Genomic DNA, 19,094 nt, shown 5'->3' with positions numbered 1-19,094 from the left:
ATCTTTCTTTTCCAGAAGAGCGCGCAAAATTTCTCTTGTCACCTGCTGATTATGTATATACATGTTTTGGCATAAGGAAAGGCGCAAAGCTGATGACCGGGAACAATTTTTCAGAGGAAGCCCCATCTGCCGACACCCGTCCGGTGCTGTGGCGCAATGCCCGCCTGGCGACACTGGCGCCTGAAAGCGCTGGGCTCGGCATCGTCGAAAAGGGCGCAATTCTGGTCGAAAACGGCCGCATCGCCTTTGCCGGCGCCGAAAGCGACCTGCCGGCGTCGGCCATCGAGCACTCCGAAATCGTCGACCTCGAAGGCCGCTGGGTGACCCCCGGTCTCGTCGATTGCCACACCCACATCGTCCACGGCGGCAATCGCGCCCGCGAATTCGAAATGCGCCTTCAGGGCGCGACCTATGAGGAGATTGCGCGCGCCGGCGGCGGGATCGTCTCCTCGGTGAAGGCCACCAATGCGATGTCGGTCGAAGACCTTGTCAGCGAGGCTCTGCCGCGGCTGGATACGTTGCTGGCCGAAGGCGTGACGACGATCGAAATCAAGTCCGGCTATGCGCTGAACAGATCAGGCGAAGTGAAGATGCTGCAGAGCGCCCGCCTGCTCGGCCATGTGAGACCGGTCCGCGTCGCCACCAGCTATCTCGGCGCACATGCGACGCCTGTGGAATACAAGGGCCGCAACGGCGACTATCTCGACGATGTCGTGCTGCCCGGCCTCGACGACATGTATAATCTCGGCCTTGCCGACGCTGTCGACGGTTTTTGCGAGGGCATTGCCTTTTCGACCACTGAGATCGCCCGCGTCTTCGACAAGGCGAAGGCGCTCGGCCTGCCGGTCAAGCTGCATGCCGAACAACTCTCCAATCTTGGAGGCGCCAAGCTTGCCGCCTCCTACGGTGCGCTTTCAGCTGACCATCTCGAATATCTCGACGCGGAAGGCGTTGCCGCGATGGCTGCGTCCGGCACCGTCGCCGTGCTGCTGCCCGGCGCCTTTTACGCCATCCACGAGAAGCAGAAGCCGCCGGTGGAAGTGTTGCGCCAGGCGGGCGTGCCGATCGCCATCGCCACCGATTGCAATCCGGGCACCTCGCCGCTCACCTCGATGCTGCTGACGATGAATATGTCGGCGACGCTTTTCGGCCTCACCGTCGAGGAATGCATTGCCGGCGCCACTCGCGAAGGCGCCCGCGCGCTTGGCCTCATCGGCGAGACCGGAACGCTTGAACTCGGCAAGTCGGCCGATCTTGCTATCTGGAATATCGAAAGACTTGCCGAGCTCGTCTACCGCATCGGCTTCAACCCACTTCATGCACGCGTCTTCAGGGGCGAAAGGAACGGTCGATGACCATCACGCTTCATCCGGGCTCCGTCTCGCTCAAGGATCTGGAAATCATCTATTGGACCGGCGAGCCGGCCAGGCTCGATCCCGCCTTCGATGTCGGTATCGCCAAGGCCGCCGCCCGCATCGCCGAGATCGCCGCCGGCAACGCGCCGGTTTACGGCATCAATACCGGCTTCGGCAAACTCGCGTCGATCAAGATCGACAGTGCCGATGTCGCCACGCTGCAGCGCAATCTCATCCTGTCGCATTGCTGCGGCATCGGCGCGCCGCTGCCCGAAAATGTCGTGCGGCTGATCATGGCACTGAAGCTGGTCTCGCTCGGGCGCGGCGCTTCCGGCGTGCGGCTGGAGCTCGTGCGGCTGATCGAGGGCATGCTGGAAAAGGGCGTCATCCCGCTGATCCCGGAAAAGGGCTCGGTCGGCGCTTCCGGCGATCTTGCGCCGCTCGCCCATATGGCGGCGGTAATGATGGGCGAGGCCGAAGCTTTCTTCGCCGGGGAACGCCTGCCGGGCGCCGAGGCCCTCGAAAGGGCCGGTCTGAAGCCGGTCGTGCTCGCCGCCAAGGAAGGCCTGGCGCTGATCAACGGCACCCAGACTTCGACGGCGCTCGCACTTGCCGGCCTCTTCCGAGCCCACCGCGCCGCACAGTCCGCCCTGATCACCGGCGCCATGTCGACGGATGCGGCCATGGGCTCTTCGGCGCCCTTCCATCCGGATATTCATACGCTGCGCGGCCATAAGGGCCAGATCGATACGGCATCCGCCCTTCGCGCCCTGCTCGAACAATCGGTCATCCGCCAGAGCCATATCGAAGGCGACGAGCGCGTCCAGGATCCCTATTGCATCCGCTGCCAGCCGCAGGTCGACGGCGCATGCCTGGATCTGCTGCGCTCGGTCGCCCGCACCCTCGAAATTGAAGCCAATGCGGTCACCGACAATCCGCTGGTGCTGTCGGATAATTCGGTCGTATCCGGCGGCAACTTCCACGCAGAGCCGGTCGCCTTCGCCGCCGACCAGATCGCGCTTGCCATCTGCGAGATCGGCGCGATTTCGCAGCGCCGCATCGCGCTGCTGGTCGATCCGACGCTGTCCTACGGCCTGCCGGCCTTCCTCGCCAAGAAGCCGGGCTTGAATTCCGGCCTGATGATCGCCGAGGTCACCTCGGCAGCGCTGATGTCGGAGAACAAGCAGATGTCGCATCCGGCCTCGGTCGATTCGACCCCGACCTCGGCCAACCAGGAAGACCATGTCTCCATGGCCTGCCACGGCGCCCGCCGCCTGTTGCAGATGAGCGAGAACCTGTTCGGCATCATCGGCATCGAGGCGCTGACCGCGGCCCAAGGCGTCGAGCTGCGCGCGCCGCTTTCGACCAGCCCGGAGCTGACCAGGGCGATCGAAATGATCCGCGAGAAAATTCCGAGCCTCGAGACCGACCGCTACATGGCAAATGACCTCGCCGCCGCCGCCGAACTGGTGGCGACGGGCGCGCTCAACGCCTCGGTTTCGAATGGCATCCTACCGGTTCTGGAGGGTTGATCGTGATGTCTCTGTATTTGGCACCCCCCTGCACTATCGGAGTGCTTTGCCCATGACCGCACCCTACGAAATCCGCCAGGGCACCTCACCCGTCATCCTCGGCTTCCCCCATACAGGAACCGACGTGCCGGCTGAGATCGCCGACCGGCTCAACGACAATGGCAGGTTGCTTGCCGATACCGACTGGCACATCCACCAGCTCTACGACGGCCTGCTCGATAGCGTCACGACCGTGCGCGCCACCTTCCATCGCTACGTGATCGACGCCAACCGCGATCCCCAGGGCGTCAGCCTCTATCCCGGCCAGAACACCACCGGCCTGGTTCCGGAAACGGACTTCGACGGCAAGCCGATCTGGAAGGATGGGCAGGCGCCTGATCAAGGCGATATCGCGGCGCGGCTGCGGGATTTTCATGCGCCCTATCATGCGGCACTTGCCGCCGAGATCGAGCGCGTCAGAGCCATCCATGGCGTGGCGATCCTCTATGATTGCCACTCGATCCGCTCCCACATTCCCTTCCTGTTCGAGGGCAAGCTGCCGGACTTCAATATCGGCACCGATATGGGCAAGACCTGCGACAGCGCCATCGCGCAGGCGACGCTCACCGTCGTCGAATCCGCCGAAGGTTACGACAGCATCCTCAACGGTCGCTTCAAGGGCGGTTGGACGACACGCCATTATGGCCGACCGGAGACCGGCGTGCACGCGATCCAGATGGAGCTCGCGCAATCGACCCATCTCCAAACCGAGACAACACCCTTCGCCTACGACGCGGCTAAGGCCGACAAGCTTCGCGTCCATCTCAAAGACATTCTGGTGCGCATCGAACAGATCGCACCCGACCTGAAACGATAACGATCATTTGACAGGGGAATCGCCATGAACAATCCACGTCACAACATCCGCGAAATCCGCGCACCCCGCGGCAACGATCTCAATGCCAAGAGCTGGATGACCGAAGCGCCGCTGCGCATGCTGATGAACAATCTCGATCCCGACGTCGCCGAAAATCCGAACGAGCTCGTCGTTTATGGCGGCATCGGCCGCGCCACCCGTACCTGGGAGGATTTCGACCGCATCGTCGCGACGCTGAAGACGCTGACGGAAGAAGAAACGCTGGTCGTTCAATCCGGCAAGCCGGTCGGCGTCTTCCGCACCCACAAGGACGCGCCGCGAGTGCTGATCGCCAATTCCAATCTGGTGCCGCATTGGGCGACCTGGGATCATTTCAACGAGCTGGATAAGAAGGGCCTTGCCATGTACGGCCAGATGACGGCCGGCTCGTGGATCTATATCGGCACGCAGGGCATCGTCCAGGGCACTTACGAGACGTTTGTCGAGGCCGGCCGTCAGCATTATGACGGCAATCTCAAGGGCAAATGGATCCTGACCGGCGGCCTCGGCGGCATGGGCGGCGCCCAGCCGCTCGCCGCCGTCATGGCCGGTGCCTGCTGCCTCGCCGTCGAATGCAATCCCGATTCGATCGATTTCCGGCTGCGCACCCGCTATCTCGACGCCAAGGCCGAGACGCTCGACGAGGCGCTTGAAATGATCGATCGCTGGACGAAGGCAGGCGAAGCCAAGTCCGTCGGCCTGCTCGGCAATGCCGCCGAGATCCTGCCGGAAATGGTCCGCCGCGGCATCCGCCCGGATATGGTCACCGACCAGACCTCGGCGCACGACCCGATCAACGGCTACCTGCCGAAGGGCTGGACCATGGGCGAGTGGAAGGCCAAGCGCGAAAGCGATCCGAAGGCTGTGGAAAAGGCGGCACGCGCCTCGATGCGCGAGCATGTCGAAGCAATGATCGCCTTCTGGGACGCCGGTGTTCCGACGCTCGACTACGGCAACAATATCCGCCAGGTCGCCAAGGACGAAGGCCTCGAAAACGCCTTTGCCTTCCCCGGCTTCGTGCCTGCCTATATAAGACCGCTTTTCTGCCGTGGCATCGGCCCCTTCCGCTGGGCGGCGCTGTCCGGCAATCCGGAAGATATCTACAAGACCGATGCCAAGGTGAAGGAGTTGCTCCCCGACAACACGCATCTGCACAACTGGCTCGATATGGCCAGGGAGCGCATCGCCTTCCAGGGCCTGCCGGCTCGCATCTGCTGGGTGGGCCTCGGCGACCGCCACAAGCTCGGCCTCGCCTTCAACGAGATGGTGAGATCAGGCGAACTCTCCGCCCCGATCGTCATCGGCCGCGACCACCTCGATTCGGGCTCCGTCGCCTCGCCGAACCGCGAGACGGAGGCAATGAAGGATGGCTCTGACGCCGTCTCCGACTGGCCGCTCCTGAACGCCCTGCTCAACACGGCGTCGGGCGCCACCTGGGTATCGCTGCATCACGGGGGCGGGGTCGGCATGGGCTTTTCGCAACATTCGGGCATGGTCATTTGCGCGGATGGCACCGATGATGCGGCAAGGCGTCTCGAGCGGGTGCTGTGGAACGATCCGGCGACCGGCGTCATGCGCCACGCCGATGCGGGCTATGAGATCGCCCTCGACTGCGCCAGGGAAAAGGGCTTGCGCCTGCCCGGCATTCTCGGGAACTGAGCCTCGTGAGGATCCTGCGCGCCGGCGATTACAAACGCATGCCTTGGAAAAACGGCGGCGGCGAAACGGTGGAGATCGCCGTTTCGCCCGAAGACGCCGGGCTTGCCGGTTTCGACTGGCGCGTCAGCATGGCGACCGTCGCAACCGATGGGCCGTTTTCGATCTTCCCGGGCATCGACCGCACGCTGGCTATCCTTGACGGCAACGGCATGACGCTCGACATCGACGGCAGCGCGCCGGTTCTGCTGACGACGGCAAGCGATCCTTTGGCCTTCCCGGCGGACATCCCGGTCGCCGCCAGGCTGCGGGACGGCGCGATCACCGATCTCAACGTCATGACCCGCCGCGAGGGATTTGGCCACACGCTGATCCGCATCAACGTCAATGGAGGCAAGACCGTGCCGCTGACGTCGTCGACATGCCTGTTGCTCTGCCACCGCGGCGCCCTGTGGTTCCGGCAAAGCAATGAGACCGGCACGCTTGCGGCCGGCGATGCGCTGCTGATGACGGATGCGGCCGGATCGGAACTCAAAATCGATGGCGAGGCAACCTGTTATCTTGCGTCGATCACGACCGACTAATCTTGGCGCAACAGCCTGAAAAAATTGGGCAATCGAATAATGGTCCGGGCGTTCGCGCGGACCATTTCAATTTCGGGCCATGGACGTCATTCCTGCTTTCGGTCTAAACTTCGCCTTTCTGATGCAGAAGAAGACCTAGACTGTCCGGGCGTGCCGGGTAGCAATGGAGCAGGCGTGACGGATCCCTACGATATTCTCGGCGTTGAACGCGATGCGGATGAGGCAAAGCTGAAGGCCGCCTATCGGCGCCTGGCAAAGGTCGCTCATCCCGATTCGGGCGGCGATACCGAAGCTTTCGACATCCTGCAGAAGGCCTATGCGCTGCTTCTCGACCCGGTCCGGCGCAAGGTTTACGACGACACCGGCTATGACGTCGAGTTCGCCGATGCCGCCGAGCTGCAGGCGCTTGTGATGATCGAGAAACTGGTCACCGACGCGGTGCTCGACGAGCGCGAGCCCGGAAGTTTCGATCCGGTCGCCGTCATGCAGGACAGCCTTTCTGAGGAACTGCGCAAAGCGCGATTCAGCAAGAGCGAGCTGCAGCGCCACGCCTCGCGCGTCGCGCTGCATCTGGAGCGGCTCGAAAAACAGTCCGGCCGCGATGTACTCGCCCACATGTTCCGCGCCCGCATCGAAGCGATCTCCAAGGCGGTCGCGGAAACCGAGGCGAAGATCAAGGCGACGGAACGCGCCGCCGACATGCTGAGCGGCTATGTCTACGACATCGATGCGACGCCGCTGCCGGAGGCCTCGGTCGCCAACCTCGAATGGGTCGAGACCTCCAGAAGCCGCTCCACCGGCTGACCAAGCGGCCGGCTTTAGTCTTAATAGGACAGCTTCGGATACCAGTCGGGCGCCCGGCCTTCAGGTGTGCAATCGAGCACGGTCCAGAGTGGCATCAGATCGGGCGCGCCGCGCGGGTCCTCGCCGGGATCGGCCGTCACCCCGCCCATTTCCTGGCTCCAGAAATGGCGAATGGTGCCGTCGCGGCGCGTGAAGACGTTGTAGGCGGCATCATCCCCGCCGCCCGTGCCGATGGCGTGATAGTCGCGGCTGTAGTCGCCCGTCGGGTCGGAATAGAGCGGCAGGTGATGCCAGCCGCGCTCCTTCTTGAAGGCAAGCAGCCGGCCGATCGGCGAAAGCGCGACGACGGCAAGGGCGACGCGCTGCTGCATATCAGGCACCTCGCCGTCCCAGGCCGACAGCAGCGAGGTGCACATCGGGCACGGGCGCTCCCGCTCCGGGCCGAACATATAGCTGTAAACGACCAGCGTGTCCTTGTCGGCGAAGAGCTCGCTGAAGCTTATCGGCCCGTCAACACCTTCGAAACGGTAATCCTTTTTCACTTCGCCGCCCGGCGGCAGCGCCCGGCGCTGTTTCGCCACGCGCTCGATGTGCCGGCGCAATTCGATCTCTTCGGCAAGGAGCGCATCCCGAGCGATGCGATATTCCTCGCTCTCATTGGGGAAGCGGACGCCGTTCTTTGCCGCGAGCACGGCTGCGGGAACCAGATGCTGATGATCCATGACATATCCTCCTTCTGTTGCCGCGCGTCCTAGACGCGCCAAGAACGTGCTGAAGCCACAGCGGGAATTGCGGCACACGTTAGCATGACGATCGGCGTATACGAAAATCGACAGTACCGGCGCGAAAAAATGGACTCTCGAGGAGCTCCAGAACAGAACAATTGCATCAGCGGCCGAGAGACCGGCATGAAGAGCGTCATGCCGGTCGATGACGGTTCACGTGGCGTGGAGCTGCGTGTCTGTCTTTCAGTGTTGGAGAACCACCTTCCCGGGAGCCCCTGCGGCAACCGCGCTTTGGGCGAGGCCGATCTGGTCCAGAGTAAAGGTGTGGGAAATCGGGATCACCAGCTCACCGCTGGCGGCAGACGCCAGAATAGCGTCGAGCATGGCCGCGTCGGTGCGGTGGTAGAGTTCACGGATGGTAACCCGGTTTCCGGCATTGGCGCCTTCGGGCACCGGGACAATGCTCGCAACCGTGCCGCCGTCGCGAACATTGCCGATGAGGTTGCCGGCCACGGGGCCGGCCGTACTGATCGCATAGTCGAAGCTCGGGCTTGCGGCGGCAACGGTGATATCGAGCGCTTCGCCCGCCTGTTCCAGGCCCTCGCTCAACCGCTCGGGCCGGACCCCGGCCACCGGCTTTGCGCCGATCTGCTTGAGATATTGGATGGCTGACCGCCCGACCGTGCCGAGGCCGCCGGAAACGAGAACCCGGTCGCCGGCCTTGACGCCGAGCGCTTCGACGGTCTGCCGGCCGGTAAGGCCTGCCTTGACCAGTGAGGCGCCCTGCTCGAAGCTCAATGCGGCGGGCAGCTTTGCGATGGATGTGAAGGGAACGACACCGTATTCGGCATGTGCGCCTTTGCCGTTTGCGGCAAAATCGGCGACGACACGGTCACCGACCGCAAAACCGCTCACGCCTTCGCCGAGGCCTGAAATGGTACCGGCGGCGTCACCTCCGAGAATTGCCGGCAGCGGCAGCGGGATGAGTTTGGCCATGAAGCCCTGGCGCAGGATCAGATCGAAAGGATTGACGGCGGATGTCTTGATCTTGATGAGGACTTCGCCCGGTCCGGGTTTCGGCGCCGGAATATCACCGATTTCGAACTGATCGACATCGCCGTAGGATTTGAGAAGTGCGGCTTTCATTGCGCGTCTCCAGAATTGATCGTCTTATTTGTGCTGCTGCCGGCTGCCGCTCGGCAGCCAGGCATAGGCCGGTTTCCGGCTGGCGCCGCCTCAGGCCGTGGAGGGCCGACGAGCATTGTCGAGCGTCCAGGCTCCGCCGCCGGCAAAGGCGATGTAGAGGAAGATGAAGCAGAACAGGATCGCGCCTTCACCCATGTTCAGCGCGGGCCAGAAGCCATAGGGCATATGGCCCATGAAGTAGGCGGCGGCCATTTCGCCGGAAGCGATGAATGCTGCGATGCGCGTTTGAAATCCGACGAGCATCAGAGCCGAGGTGATCACCTCGATTGCCCCGGCCACCAGCATGATGGCGGGCAGCGGATAGGGTACGCCTTGAATCGGGCCCGGAAACTGCAGAAACTTCATGGTCGCGTGTTCGAGGAAGAGAAGGGCCGCCATGATGCGCAGAAGGGCGAGGACATATGGCCTCCATTTACCGGTATCGGTCATCGAGATTCTCCAGAGGTTGATGAGAGAGATCAGGCGGCGGGGGCCGCCTTCTTGAGTTCCTGGTTTCTTTCCAGCCTTATCGCCCTGCGAAATCGGCCCGGAGTTTCCGCTGGTCATTGCGGGTCGCCGTTCGACGGCATGGCTGAGGGGGCGTGACCGAAACGGAAGCTCGATGCGGTGAGCCCGCCCGCGAAGTCTTTCTGATGATAGGTGGTCACACCCGGTTCGTTCTCGGCAGCGCCGACCACCACCAACAGCGGGATGAGGTGGTCTTCGCGCGGATGCGCCGCCCGGGCGGCCGGCGCCTGCTCCCACGCAATCAGCCGCTCGGTGCGCTCGTTGGATGGCGCGTGCACCAGGGTTTCCTGAAGCCAGGCGTCGAACCGGCGAGACGGCTCGTATCCGCCCGTGCCGCGCATGGCCGACAGATTGTGATAGCTGAGGCCGCTGCCGATGATCAGGACGCCTTCGTCACGCAGGGGTGCGAGCGCCCGGCCGACCCTTAAATGCAGCGCCGGATCGTAACCCATATCCATCGAAAGCTGCACGACAGGGATGTTCTCTTCGGGATAGAGCGGCTTCATGATGCTGAAAGTGCCGTGATCGTAACCGCGCGTCGGATCGAGCGCCGCTTCGATGCCGCTGACGCGTAGCAGCTGCTGCACGCGGTTTGCGAGCTCTGGCGAACCGGGGGCATCATAGGTGATGTGATAGAGGTGTTCCGGAAAGCCGTGATAATCGTAGACCATGCCCGGCTTGACGCCCGACGAGATGGCAAAACCTTTTTCTTCCCAGTGACCCGAGACCATTAGGATCGCCTTCGGCGTGCCACCGAGTTCGGCGCGCATGTCGACCAGCGACCTTTCGAGCACATCGAAGTTGCGGCGGAATTCGCCCGTCATGTAGGGCCAGGGGCCGCCGCCGTGGCTGACGAAATAGGTTGGAAGTCGAGAAACTGTCACCGGGTGTGTCCTTCACAACATAGCCGCGCGTGTCGGCGGGGCTTTCGAGGATCCTGTTGCGGAAGACTTTGATTTTTTCTCGAGCATTGATCAATGTAGCCGATATTGAAGAACCATTTCCTGGATGTTGATGATCGATGGACACGTTGACCAGCCTGCGGGTGTTTTGCACCGTCGCCGAATTGAAAAGCTTCACCGCTGCCGCCGATCGCCTTGGCATCTCACCAGCGATGGCGAGCAAGCATGTGATGCAGCTCGAGAACCGGCTGGGCACGCGGCTGCTCAACCGAACCAGCCGCCACGTCAGCCTGACGGAAACCGGGCGGCTTTATTTCAACCAGACCAAGGAGATGCTCGAACGGCTGGACGAGGTGGAAGACGCCATCGGCAATGTAACGGTGGCGCCTCGTGGGACCCTGAAATTGAGCGCGCCGGTTTGGGCGGCAACCAGCTATTTTGCCGACATGCTGGCAGAGTATAATCGGCGCTATCCCGACGTCTGCCTGGACGTGGACCTCAGCGGCCGGCTGGTCAATCTGGTTGACGAAGGTTTCGACCTTGCTCTGCGGGCAACCGCGCACGACCGGCTCGATCCGGGCCTCGTCGCCCGCCCGCTGACGAATGTGCAGTTCCGCCTCATGGCCTCGCCGGATTACCTGAGGCGAACGGGGCGCCCCGAGAATGTCGCCGATCTCAACGGCCACGCTCTGCTTCGCTACTCTGCCGTCAACTTCGGGGAAAGCATATCGCTGGACGGTCCGGACGGACCGCACAAGATCACATTCCGCACCGTGATGCTGAGCGACAACGAGACAATCATGCACTTGGCGGCGCTGCGGGGTATGGGCCTCGCCTTCCTGCCGAAATGGATGGCGGACCAGGATATCGAAGCGGGTCGGCTGGAGATTGTGCTTCCGGCAATTATGCTCGGCTTCAACAGCACACTTTACGCAGTCTATCCGAGCCGCAAATATCTCTCGGCCAAGGTCCGCACTTTCATCGATTTTCTGACGGTGAGCACGCGGGAGATGCGATAGACGCTCTCACTGGAACTGGATGCCATTCTTTGCCAAGCACGGCGGCGGCGCGAAAAATGCGGCGGCAGTAAGAATCCCACATATAGGAATCCCGATATTCCTCCGCTTCGGGATTCCGAAATTCGCCGCCTTTTCAGGCCGATTCACATAAAATATGCAATAATTTCAACGCCGCAGCCAAGTGCGGGAATCCGAAGTGCTTATAGATCATGGTGGGAGTTCCTCGCGATCGCCGTTACCACAAGACCAACGCCTTGATCTGAGGCGATGTCCGGAAAACAAAAAGGGCGCTCGACCCTTGCGGGGAGCGCCCTTATCCTGTCGGACAGCGAACAGTTCGACGGCGTCGATACCGCGCGCATCCGTTTTTCAGGCAGGGCCGGTATATGTACCTTTTGCGACGCGGTTTCAAGGGCCGTTCTGCAGGATAGTTCCGGTCAGCCGCTAGAAGGCGACGCCAGTCACCGGATTGACCACCGGCCGCTCACTCTTGTCCTTGACGCCGCCCGGCTGCACGACCGGTGTCGCCATGGATTCTTCGTCAGCGGGCTCCGGTTTTTCCGGAACGGTTCCGACATCCTTGGGGCGGCGCTGTTCGGGCTTTACGTTTTCGTCATTCGTCGACATTGTCCGTCTCCTTTCGAGGAAAAAGTCACGGATGCCGACATGGTTCCGATGACGGGATGGAGGATCGACGATGTCTGAGAGATTTCTGCTCCAGGGGCCCGAGAATGCGCGCTTCACGATCCTGCTTGCGCATGGCGCCGGCGCGCCGATGGATTCGGCCTCGATGACCTCAGCGGCAGAGGCGCTCGCCGCCGTCGGTTTCCGCGTTGCCCGTTTCGAATTCGCCTATATGGCCGCTCGCCGCAGCGGAGGTCGCAAGCCGCCGCCGCGGGCCGAAACGCTCAATCCAGAATATGAGGCGGCCATTGCCGAACTTGACGCGAGCGGGCCTCTGATCCTCGGCGGCAAGTCGATGGGCGGCCGGGTTGCCAGCATGATCGCCGACGATCTCCATCGTCAGGGGAAGATCGCCGGCCTCCTCTGCCTCGGCTATCCCTTCCATCCGCCCGGCCAGCCGGAAAAGCTGCGCACCGCTCACCTCAAGGGCCTCGCGACGCCCGCGCTGATCTGCCAGGGAACACGCGATGAATTCGGCACGCGGGACGAGGTTCCGGGCTACAATCTCTCCGACAAGATCGAGATCCTCTGGCTCGAAGACGGCGATCACGACCTAAAGCCGCGCAAGAAAATCTCCGGCTTCTCCGCTGCCGATCACCTCGCCACGATGGCGAAGACGGCAAAGGCGTGGGCCGAGCGGCTCGCCATCTAGGCGGCAAGCTTCCTGACATCGATGCGCCGGTCGGCGGCGAAAACGGAGATTTCGAAGTGGTCGGCCTGGACCACGTCGCGAATGTTCTTCGGCCGGTGCGCGGCGATGTTGACCCCGCCTCTCAACCGCACACTGTCATAGAGGATGCCGGCGCCGCCGCTCGAACGAACCTGTTCGCCCAGCACCTGCGAGGCCGTATAGCTGGTACCGTCATAGACATCGGGCCGCAGCCTCTGCTCGCCGCGAATATCGAGATAATCGCCCATCAGCGTAGCCGAATAGCTTCGGTAGGTTCGCGCCATCGTCGCCACCCCGCGGGCCAAGACCTCGCGCCGGAGGTGATGCCCGACCTCGGCGGCGGCGGTCTTCAGATTGTCGGCGCCATACCAGGCGCCGAGATCGGGACCGTTGAAGCGCATGCCGCCGGGGGCGACATGCAGGAAAGCCGCCATGACGATGCTGGCGTTCGGCACGCCGAAAACCCATTCATGCTCGGGAAGCCGCCGGATGCGGTCGGCGACAAGACGGTCGTTGGTCCAGCCGACGAGTTCCATCACCGCTTCGAGATCGGACGCCCTCGCCACCGTGTCGAAGAGACCGATCGGCGGAAATTGCGAGGGGATCAGCCGGTGGGACGGGCGCGGCGCCTCTGTAAAACGGTCGTTCACCGGAAGACGATGTCCGTATCTTCGTAAGGCGTGAACGCTTCGTCGAGCACATTCGGCTGCATATAGACACCGCCTCTGGCGCCATCGAGAAAGCGGCGGACGGTCATCAACCCGTCCTGGGTTCCGTTGGTCGCGACGTCAAGCGGCGGATGCCCGCCGAAAACCGGCGCCTGATGCGGCATGCGCAGCCAGGCGACGCCGGCGTGTTCGTCGGAAAAAAGCACGCCGAGCGCCTGATGGATACCGAGCACCGCAGAGATCCGGGTCAGCGTATCGACATCCAGGGTGAATGCTCCGTGCTCGCGCGCCTGCTTGGCCCAACTGTGATAGGTCGACCGGGAGGGATAGCCGAGCACCAGCAGTCGCTGCTCTTCGCTTAAGCCCCAAAGATCGGCGATCGCCAGGAAGGTTCGCAACGCCGGTGCGCTCAACCTTTTGCGGTTCGCCGGCGCAAATCGTTCGGTCTCGAGCCGCTGTGGCCCCTGGCTTTCCCGTTGTTCCCTGCGTCGTGCATGCTGCATCAAAATCTCCCGTCTTGAATTAGACATAGTCCAAATCTGGGCGTTTTACAAGGAGAGTAGATCCCCGAGCTCTCAGGAAATCTCCGCTGCCGCCTCGCGGATCGTCTGCATCAGGATCGATTGCGGCACAGACGGCACTGCATCGGCACGCATCGTCAAGCCGACCGGCCCCCGGGTCTCGCCGGTATCGACCGGCAGCAGCGCCAGGCGTTCGTCGGCGACATCGGCGGCCACCACGCCGTTGGAAATGATCCAGATCGCGTCGCTTGAGCGAAGGAAGGCGCGACCGAAGGAATCGGAGACCGTCTCGATCTGGTTCGGCAGGCTGGAGACGCCGTTGGCGATGAGGAAGTTTTCCACCACCGGCCGGATAATTGAACCCCGCGTCGGCATCAGCACCATATAGTCGCCGAAGCCTGAAAACAGCGATTGCCGGCCGTCGAGCAGTGGATGGCCGGCGCGCACCGCAAACACCACCTGCTCGGAATAAAGATGCTCGAAGGAAAAGCCCGCCATCTTCTCGGCACCGGCCAGGCGGCCGACGACCACGTCGAGATCGCCGACACGCAGCTGCTCCAGCAGCACGGCGTTCTCGCCGGTGACGATTTTCACCCGGCTCCAGGTCCGCTCCTTGAGGAAGAGTTCCATCGCCCGTGGCATGATGCGCGACGACACCGTTGGCAGCGCGCCGATGCGGATCGGCGGCGCGTCGGCGAACTGCTCCTGCGAGACAGAATCCAGCCCCTGGCGTAGCGCCGTCAGCGCCGCTCCGGCATGACGCAGGAAGACCTCGCCGTAACGGGTGATCTTGATGCCGCGGCCGTCGCGCTCGAAGACGGCTACACCAAGCGCCTGTTCCAGCTCGCGGATCGTCTTCGTCACCGCCGGCTGGCTGACATGCAGTAACTCGGCCGCCTTCATCACACTCTTTTGCCGCGCCACCTCGACAAAGGTTTGCAGATGGCGAAACTTGACGCGGCTGTCGATCATTGCTCCCATAACTCCAAGGTTATCGAAAAGCCGAAAAATATCATTTTACTTAACCGGATCAACCATTCAATTTCGCGGTGGGAATGCTGCCCTGATTCATCGGATGAACATTGTAGCTGCCCCCTCACCCTGACTCTCCCCGCGGGGCGAGGGGAAGCGCCAAACGCGGCGTCGAGGTTGAGGGAGCCGTTGCGGCATATCCCCTTTCGACCGAGGCAGAGGTGGCGGCAGGCGGACGAGGGGCTACAGCGGTGGCCGAGCACGGCGGAGGAGTAAAGGGCCGCGCAGATCAATGGCGGCCTCCAGCTGAATTGACGTGAGGAGGAAACGGACGTGCAATTTGCCCGCATCAACGACGTGACAATCCATTATCAGGTCATCGGTGCGCCAGCCGACCGGCCGGTGATCGTCTTCACCAATTCGCTCGGAACGGATTTCCGCATCTGGCGCGACGTCGTGGTGCGGCTTGCCGGCGAATTTGCCATCGTGCTTTACGACAAGCGCGGACACGGCCTGTCCGATGTCGGCCAGCTTCCCTCCTCGATCGAGGACCATGCGACCGATCTGGCCGGGCTGCTCGATCTGTTGTCGGTCAAGGATGCCGTCATTTGCGGGCTTTCCGTCGGCGGCCTGATCGCCCAGTCGCTCTACCAGCGCCGGCCGGATCTCGTCCGCGCTTTGATCCTTTGCGACACCGCCCATAAGATCGGCACATCGGAGAGCTGGAACGCCCGCATCGCGGCGATCGAGCAAAACGGCATTGGCAGCATCGTCGACGCCATCATGGAGCGCTGGTTCACGCCGGCCTTCCGCCGACCCGAGAGCACCGCCTATTCAGGCTATTGCAACATGCTCACGCGCCAGCCGGTCGAGGGTTATATCGCCGCCTGCGAAGCGATCCGCGATGCCGATTTCACCGAGGCGGCGAAGAGGATCACTGTGCCGACGATCTGCATCGTCGGCGACCAGGACGGTTCGACGCCGCCCGATCTGGTGCTGTCGACCGCGAAGCTGATCTCGGGCGCCCGTTACGAGGTCATCCCCGATTGCGCCCACATTCCCTGTGTCGAGCAGCCGGAGGCGCTGACGGCGATCATCCGCGCATTCCTCGCATCTATTCCACACGGAGAAACCCGCCGATGAAAGAGACCGCCTCCTCCGAACGCTACCGACAGGGCATGGTGACCCGGCGCGCCGTGCTCGGCGACGCCCATGTCGACCGCGCCGCAGCGGCAGCGACCGAGTTCGACCGGCCCTTCCAGGAACTGATTACCGAAGCCGCCTGGGGCCATGTCTGGTCGCGCCCGGCGCTGAGCAAGCGCGAGCGCTCGATCGTCACCATCGCGCTGCTGGCAGCACTCGGCCAGGACGACGAGGTCGCCATGCATGTGCGCGCCACCGTCAATACCGGCGCCACTCGCGAGGATGTCTGCGAGGCGCTCTTGCATGTGGCTATCTATGCCGGCGTCCCCGCCGCCAATCACGCGATCAAGATCGCCAAGCAGGCCTTTGCACAAATGGACGCCGAAAAGGCGGCCTGAGGGAGAGAAATGTCCGAACGACCCAACCAAAAGCCCGAGACCGGCGCCTTCTTCGCCCGCGACCGCGCCTGGCATGCGCCCGCCCTGACCCCCGGCTACAAAACCTCGGTGCTGCGCGCACCACAGCGCGCGCTGCTGTCGCTCGACGGCACAATCTCCGAAACGACGGGCCCGGTCTTCGGTCATTCGATGATCGGCGATCTCGACAATGACCTCATCCTGAACTATGCGCAGCCCGGCGAAAGCGCCATCGGCGAGCGCATTATTGTCCATGGCCGTGTGCTTGACGAGCGCGCAAAACCGGTTGCCGGTGCCCTGGTCGAATTCTGGCAGGCCAATGCCGGCGGCCGTTATCGCCACAAAAAGGAAAGCTATCTCGCGGCGATCGACCCGAATTTCGGCGGCTGCGGCCGCGCCATCACCGACGAGGAAGGCCGCTATCATTTCCGCACCGTGCGGCCCGGCGCCTATCCCTGGCCGAACGGCGTCAACGACTGGCGCCCCGCCCATATCCATTTCTCGATCTTCGGCCACGGCTTTGCCCAACGGCTGATCACCCAGATGTATTTCGAGGGCGACCCGATGATCTGGAAATGTCCGATCGTCGGCACCATCCCGGACAAGGCGGCGATCGAACAGCTGATCGCGCCGCTCGATTGGGGCAATACCATTCCGATGGATTCGCGCGCCTATAAATTCGATATCGTATTGCGCGGCCGCCGCTCGACGATGTTCGAAAACAGGCTGGAGGGCAATTGACCATGCAGCAACTCGGCTATCTCAAGGAAACCCCGTCGCAGACGGCGGGCCCCTATGTCCATATCGGCCTGACGCCGAATTTCTGCGACATCACAGGCGTCTACGACAGCGATCTCGGCACCGAGATGGTGAACGAGAAGACCCTCGGCGAACGCATTACCGTCACCGGCCGCATCTTCGACGGCGCCGGCGCCCTGGTGCGCGATGCCGTTGTCGAGATCTGGCAGGCGGACAGCGCCGGCCTCTACAACAGCCCCTCGGAAATGCGTGGCACCGCCGACCCGAATTTCACCGGCTGGGGCCGCTGCCCGACCCGCGCCGAGGACGGTGTCTACAGCTTCGAGACCATCAAGCCCGGCCGTGTTCCCTTCAAGGACGGCCGCAGACAGGCCCCGCACATCACCGTCTGGATCGTCGCCCGCGGCATCAATATCGGCCTGCATACGCGCATGTATTTCCCCGAGGAGACGGAGGCCAACGCCAGCGACCCGCTGCTTCTGCGCATCGAACATCGCGAGCGCGTCGCAACGATGATCGCCAGCCGCGACGGCGCGACCTGCCATTTCGACATTCGTTTGCAGGGTGCTGACGAAACGGTATTTTTGGATATTTGAGGGGTGCCGGCTGCTTGTTCGGGAAGTCCCGCGCAAGTAGCCCCCGCACCCTGCCCTCTCCCCGAGGGGAGAGGGGAATAGTGCCATACGAGATCGCCAGCTCATACAGCGCCGGCGTTGCCCCAAATCCCTTCTCCCCTTGGGGTCCGAAGGACGGGTCGAGACCGATGGCTCGACCCCGGGGTGGCGGCAGCCGGATGAGGGGGCCACCATCATAAACGAGCACCCCATGACCACATCGCCCTTCGACCATCCCTTCCTCTCCGGCCTGCTCGGCGACGATGAAATCGCGCCCTATTTTTCCGTTGAGGCCGATCTTCGCGCCATGCTTTCCTTCGAGGCCGCGCTGGCAAAGGCCGAAGCCGCCCATGGCCTCATCCCCACTGAAGCGGCAAGGGCGATCGCCGCAGCCTGTACCAGCTTTTCTCCTGATCTCCCCAGTCTGCGATCGGCAACTGCAAGGGATGGCGTCGTCGTTCCCGGGCTCATCAAGCAGCTGCGCACCGCTGTCGGCGAGGAAGCGGCCAAGAGCCTGCATCTCGGCGCCACCAGCCAGGATGTGATCGACACCAGCCTGATGATCCGGCTGAAGGCGATCACCTTCCTGTTTGCCGGGCGGCTTTCCGCCATTGTCGCAGGGCTCGATGGACTCGAACGCCAGTTCAGCGGCAACCGGCTGATGGGGTACACCCGCATGCAGGCTGCGGTCTCGATCACTGTCTCCGACCGTCTCGTCGCCTGGCGTGCACCGCTGATCACCTATCGCGACCGCCTGACCGAGCAAAATTTTCCCATCCAGTTCGGTGGAGCCGCCGGTACGCTCGATAAACTCAGGGCGCAAGGTTCCGTAATCCGCGCCTCGCTCGCCCAGGAACTCGGCCTGACGGATGCACCGCAATGGCAAAGCCAGCGTCTGCCGATCGCCGATATCACCGGCCTGTTCTCTTTGATTTCGGGAAGCCTCGGCAAGTTCGGCCAGGATATCGCCCTGCTCGCTCAGGCAGGCCCTGAGATCGAAATCGCAGGCGGTGGCACCTCGTCGGCCATGGCCCATAAGCAGAACCCGGTTGCAGCCGAAGTCCTGGTCTCGCTTGCCCGCTTCAACGCCACGGCGCTCTCGGGCATCCACCAATCCCTCGTCCATGAACAGGAACGCTCCGGTGCCGCCTGGACGCTCGAATGGCTCTTGTTGCCGCAGATGACGATTGCAACTGCCACCTCGCTGCGGTGGGCGGGTGAACTGGTGGGGAATATCAAGCGGCTTGGAACGGCCTAAAGCGCATCGCGATCTTTCAGATCCGCCCCTTGCGGCTTTACGTGAGGCGAAACGAGGCAAGTTTCATCGAAGGAGTGCATCGTTTCTTTGTCGGCTGTGCCGGCAAGATGCATGGCTTCGACCGAATTGTGGATCGCTTCGAAAACATCGCTTTTGAACTTCCGCTTTGTCTTCATCATTGCCTCCGCGAGCGCGCCGCGGCAT

At 62.8% G+C, this 19,094-nt stretch carries 22 protein-coding genes; 13 read left to right on the top strand and 9 right to left on the bottom strand.

The features are described 5' to 3' along the window. The first annotated feature begins 92 nt into the window (after window positions 1-92). The 6 genes from hutI (at window position 93) to RLEG4DRAFT_RS00275 (ending at window position 6,826) form a co-directional block, all read left to right on the top strand. Window positions 93-1,355: an imidazolonepropionase gene (hutI, locus tag RLEG4DRAFT_RS00300; RefSeq protein ID WP_003574421.1), complete on the top strand. Its 1,263-nt coding sequence runs from the start codon at window positions 93-95 to the stop codon at window positions 1,353-1,355. Further along, the gene (hutH, locus tag RLEG4DRAFT_RS00295; RefSeq protein ID WP_003574419.1) at window positions 1,352-2,887 is read left to right on the top strand and encodes a histidine ammonia-lyase; all 1,536 of its coding nucleotides are present in this window, start codon (window positions 1,352-1,354) and stop codon (window positions 2,885-2,887) included. Before hutI ends, hutH begins: the two co-directional genes overlap by 4 nt. A 52-nt stretch (window positions 2,888-2,939) precedes the next feature. Beyond that, window positions 2,940-3,743, top strand: coding sequence for an N-formylglutamate deformylase (gene hutG / locus RLEG4DRAFT_RS00290; RefSeq protein WP_003574417.1), 804 nt, complete (start codon window positions 2,940-2,942; stop codon window positions 3,741-3,743). Window positions 3,744-3,767: 24 nt separating this feature from the next. Next, complete coding sequence (gene hutU / locus RLEG4DRAFT_RS00285) at window positions 3,768-5,441, top strand: urocanate hydratase (RefSeq protein ID WP_003574416.1); 1,674 nt, start codon at window positions 3,768-3,770, stop codon at window positions 5,439-5,441. 5 nt (window positions 5,442-5,446) lie between these two features. After that, window positions 5,447-6,022, top strand: coding sequence for a HutD/Ves family protein (locus tag RLEG4DRAFT_RS00280; RefSeq protein ID WP_003574414.1), 576 nt, complete (start codon window positions 5,447-5,449; stop codon window positions 6,020-6,022). A gap of 174 nt (window positions 6,023-6,196) precedes the next feature. Next, complete coding sequence (locus RLEG4DRAFT_RS00275) at window positions 6,197-6,826, top strand: J domain-containing protein (RefSeq protein ID WP_003574412.1); 630 nt, start codon at window positions 6,197-6,199, stop codon at window positions 6,824-6,826. Between the two features lie 20 nt (window positions 6,827-6,846). Here RLEG4DRAFT_RS00275 and RLEG4DRAFT_RS00270 read toward each other — a convergent pair whose 3' ends face one another. From RLEG4DRAFT_RS00270 to RLEG4DRAFT_RS00255, 4 genes are all read right to left on the bottom strand, one after another. After that, a complete protein-coding gene (locus tag RLEG4DRAFT_RS00270) occupies window positions 6,847-7,548 on the bottom strand; it encodes a DUF899 family protein (protein WP_003574410.1) in 702 nt (233 codons plus the stop codon). A gap of 246 nt (window positions 7,549-7,794) precedes the next feature. After that, window positions 7,795-8,697, bottom strand: coding sequence for an NADP-dependent oxidoreductase (locus RLEG4DRAFT_RS00265; RefSeq protein ID WP_003574408.1), 903 nt, complete (start codon window positions 8,695-8,697; stop codon window positions 7,795-7,797). Between the two features lie 90 nt (window positions 8,698-8,787). Further along, the gene (locus RLEG4DRAFT_RS00260; protein ID WP_003574406.1) at window positions 8,788-9,186 is read right to left on the bottom strand and encodes a DoxX family protein; all 399 of its coding nucleotides are present in this window, start codon (window positions 9,184-9,186) and stop codon (window positions 8,788-8,790) included. 113 nt (window positions 9,187-9,299) lie between these two features. Beyond that, window positions 9,300-10,148 carry a DODA-type extradiol aromatic ring-opening family dioxygenase gene (locus RLEG4DRAFT_RS00255; protein WP_003574404.1) on the bottom strand — a complete coding sequence of 283 codons (849 nt, stop codon included), beginning with the start codon at window positions 10,146-10,148 and terminating at the stop codon, window positions 9,300-9,302. 137 nt (window positions 10,149-10,285) lie between these two features. On the opposite strand from RLEG4DRAFT_RS00255, the gene RLEG4DRAFT_RS00250 reads away from it, so the two are divergent. Continuing rightward, a complete protein-coding gene (locus RLEG4DRAFT_RS00250) occupies window positions 10,286-11,185 on the top strand; it encodes a LysR family transcriptional regulator (RefSeq protein WP_003574402.1) in 900 nt (299 codons plus the stop codon). Between the two features lie 444 nt (window positions 11,186-11,629). On the opposite strand, the gene RLEG4DRAFT_RS00245 is transcribed toward RLEG4DRAFT_RS00250, so the two are convergent. Beyond that, complete coding sequence (locus RLEG4DRAFT_RS00245) at window positions 11,630-11,812, bottom strand: hypothetical protein (protein ID WP_003574401.1); 183 nt, start codon at window positions 11,810-11,812, stop codon at window positions 11,630-11,632. Between the two features lie 70 nt (window positions 11,813-11,882). On the opposite strand from RLEG4DRAFT_RS00245, the gene RLEG4DRAFT_RS00240 reads away from it, so the two are divergent. Then, window positions 11,883-12,521: an alpha/beta hydrolase family protein gene (locus RLEG4DRAFT_RS00240; RefSeq protein WP_003574399.1), complete on the top strand. Its 639-nt coding sequence runs from the start codon at window positions 11,883-11,885 to the stop codon at window positions 12,519-12,521. On the opposite strand, the gene RLEG4DRAFT_RS00235 is transcribed toward RLEG4DRAFT_RS00240, so the two are convergent. From RLEG4DRAFT_RS00235 to pcaQ, 3 genes are all read right to left on the bottom strand, one after another. Further along, entirely contained in the window at window positions 12,518-13,189 is a 672-nt protein-coding gene (locus tag RLEG4DRAFT_RS00235) for an RES family NAD+ phosphorylase (RefSeq protein ID WP_003574398.1), read from the bottom strand. The two genes, RLEG4DRAFT_RS00240 and RLEG4DRAFT_RS00235, sit on opposite strands and share 4 nt — an antisense overlap. Beyond that, the gene (locus tag RLEG4DRAFT_RS00230) at window positions 13,186-13,710 is read right to left on the bottom strand and encodes an MbcA/ParS/Xre antitoxin family protein (RefSeq protein WP_003574396.1); all 525 of its coding nucleotides are present in this window, start codon (window positions 13,708-13,710) and stop codon (window positions 13,186-13,188) included. Before RLEG4DRAFT_RS00230 ends, RLEG4DRAFT_RS00235 begins: the two co-directional genes overlap by 4 nt. A 72-nt stretch (window positions 13,711-13,782) precedes the next feature. Then, window positions 13,783-14,700: a pca operon transcription factor PcaQ gene (gene pcaQ / locus RLEG4DRAFT_RS00225; protein WP_003574394.1), complete on the bottom strand. Its 918-nt coding sequence runs from the start codon at window positions 14,698-14,700 to the stop codon at window positions 13,783-13,785. Between the two features lie 333 nt (window positions 14,701-15,033). On the opposite strand from pcaQ, the gene pcaD reads away from it, so the two are divergent. From pcaD to RLEG4DRAFT_RS00200, 5 genes are all read left to right on the top strand, one after another. Further along, window positions 15,034-15,843: a 3-oxoadipate enol-lactonase gene (pcaD, locus tag RLEG4DRAFT_RS00220; protein WP_003574391.1), complete on the top strand. Its 810-nt coding sequence runs from the start codon at window positions 15,034-15,036 to the stop codon at window positions 15,841-15,843. Further along, a complete protein-coding gene (gene pcaC / locus RLEG4DRAFT_RS00215) occupies window positions 15,840-16,241 on the top strand; it encodes a 4-carboxymuconolactone decarboxylase (protein WP_003574390.1) in 402 nt (133 codons plus the stop codon). The genes pcaD and pcaC overlap by 4 nt, the downstream gene beginning before the upstream one ends. 9 nt (window positions 16,242-16,250) lie before the next feature. Continuing rightward, window positions 16,251-17,000 (top strand): protocatechuate 3,4-dioxygenase subunit beta, encoded by a 750-nt coding sequence (gene pcaH / locus RLEG4DRAFT_RS00210; protein WP_003574389.1) that lies wholly within the window; start codon window positions 16,251-16,253, stop codon window positions 16,998-17,000. A gap of 2 nt (window positions 17,001-17,002) precedes the next feature. After that, complete coding sequence (gene pcaG, locus RLEG4DRAFT_RS00205; protein WP_003574388.1) at window positions 17,003-17,614, top strand: protocatechuate 3,4-dioxygenase subunit alpha; 612 nt, start codon at window positions 17,003-17,005, stop codon at window positions 17,612-17,614. A gap of 229 nt (window positions 17,615-17,843) precedes the next feature. Further along, window positions 17,844-18,890, top strand: a complete 1,047-nt coding sequence (locus tag RLEG4DRAFT_RS00200; RefSeq protein WP_003574387.1) for a 3-carboxy-cis,cis-muconate cycloisomerase — start codon at window positions 17,844-17,846, stop codon at window positions 18,888-18,890. Here RLEG4DRAFT_RS00200 and RLEG4DRAFT_RS00195 read toward each other — a convergent pair. Next, entirely contained in the window at window positions 18,887-19,069 is a 183-nt protein-coding gene (locus tag RLEG4DRAFT_RS00195) for a hypothetical protein (RefSeq protein ID WP_125869607.1), read from the bottom strand. The genes RLEG4DRAFT_RS00200 and RLEG4DRAFT_RS00195 overlap by 4 nt on opposite strands. Window positions 19,070-19,094 lie beyond the last annotated feature (25 nt).

It is taken from the genome of Rhizobium leguminosarum bv. trifolii WSM2297, assembly GCF_000271845.1.
Note: the sequence above shows the minus strand (reverse complement) of the source record. Positions and strands in the feature narration are given on the sequence as shown.

Bases quoted from the DNA above. Each gene is read 5' to 3' on its own strand.
- pcaC (WP_003574390.1), top strand. From the start codon at position 15,840: ATGAAAGAGACCGCCTCCTCCGAACGCTACCGACAGGGCATGGTGACC.
- hutU (WP_003574416.1), top strand. From the start codon at position 3,768: ATGAACAATCCACGTCACAACATCCGCGAAATCCGCGCACCCCGCGGC.
- pcaH (WP_003574389.1), top strand. From the start codon at position 16,251: ATGTCCGAACGACCCAACCAAAAGCCCGAGACCGGCGCCTTCTTCGCC.
- pcaG (WP_003574388.1), top strand. From the start codon at position 17,003: ATGCAGCAACTCGGCTATCTCAAGGAAACCCCGTCGCAGACGGCGGGC.
- RLEG4DRAFT_RS00240 (WP_003574399.1), top strand. From the start codon at position 11,883: ATGTCTGAGAGATTTCTGCTCCAGGGGCCCGAGAATGCGCGCTTCACG.
- hutG (WP_003574417.1), top strand. From the start codon at position 2,940: ATGACCGCACCCTACGAAATCCGCCAGGGCACCTCACCCGTCATCCTC.
- RLEG4DRAFT_RS00200 (WP_003574387.1), top strand. From the start codon at position 17,844: ATGACCACATCGCCCTTCGACCATCCCTTCCTCTCCGGCCTGCTCGGC.
- RLEG4DRAFT_RS00195 (WP_125869607.1), bottom strand. From the start codon at position 19,069: ATGATGAAGACAAAGCGGAAGTTCAAAAGCGATGTTTTCGAAGCGATC.
- RLEG4DRAFT_RS00230 (WP_003574396.1), bottom strand. From the start codon at position 13,710: ATGCAGCATGCACGACGCAGGGAACAACGGGAAAGCCAGGGGCCACAG.
- pcaQ (WP_003574394.1), bottom strand. From the start codon at position 14,700: ATGATCGACAGCCGCGTCAAGTTTCGCCATCTGCAAACCTTTGTCGAG.
- RLEG4DRAFT_RS00270 (WP_003574410.1), bottom strand. From the start codon at position 7,548: ATGGATCATCAGCATCTGGTTCCCGCAGCCGTGCTCGCGGCAAAGAAC.
- RLEG4DRAFT_RS00245 (WP_003574401.1), bottom strand. From the start codon at position 11,812: ATGTCGACGAATGACGAAAACGTAAAGCCCGAACAGCGCCGCCCCAAG.
- hutH (WP_003574419.1), top strand. From the start codon at position 1,352: ATGACCATCACGCTTCATCCGGGCTCCGTCTCGCTCAAGGATCTGGAA.
- RLEG4DRAFT_RS00260 (WP_003574406.1), bottom strand. From the start codon at position 9,186: ATGACCGATACCGGTAAATGGAGGCCATATGTCCTCGCCCTTCTGCGC.
- hutI (WP_003574421.1), top strand. From the start codon at position 93: ATGACCGGGAACAATTTTTCAGAGGAAGCCCCATCTGCCGACACCCGT.
- RLEG4DRAFT_RS00265 (WP_003574408.1), bottom strand. From the start codon at position 8,697: ATGAAAGCCGCACTTCTCAAATCCTACGGCGATGTCGATCAGTTCGAA.
- RLEG4DRAFT_RS00250 (WP_003574402.1), top strand. From the start codon at position 10,286: ATGGACACGTTGACCAGCCTGCGGGTGTTTTGCACCGTCGCCGAATTG.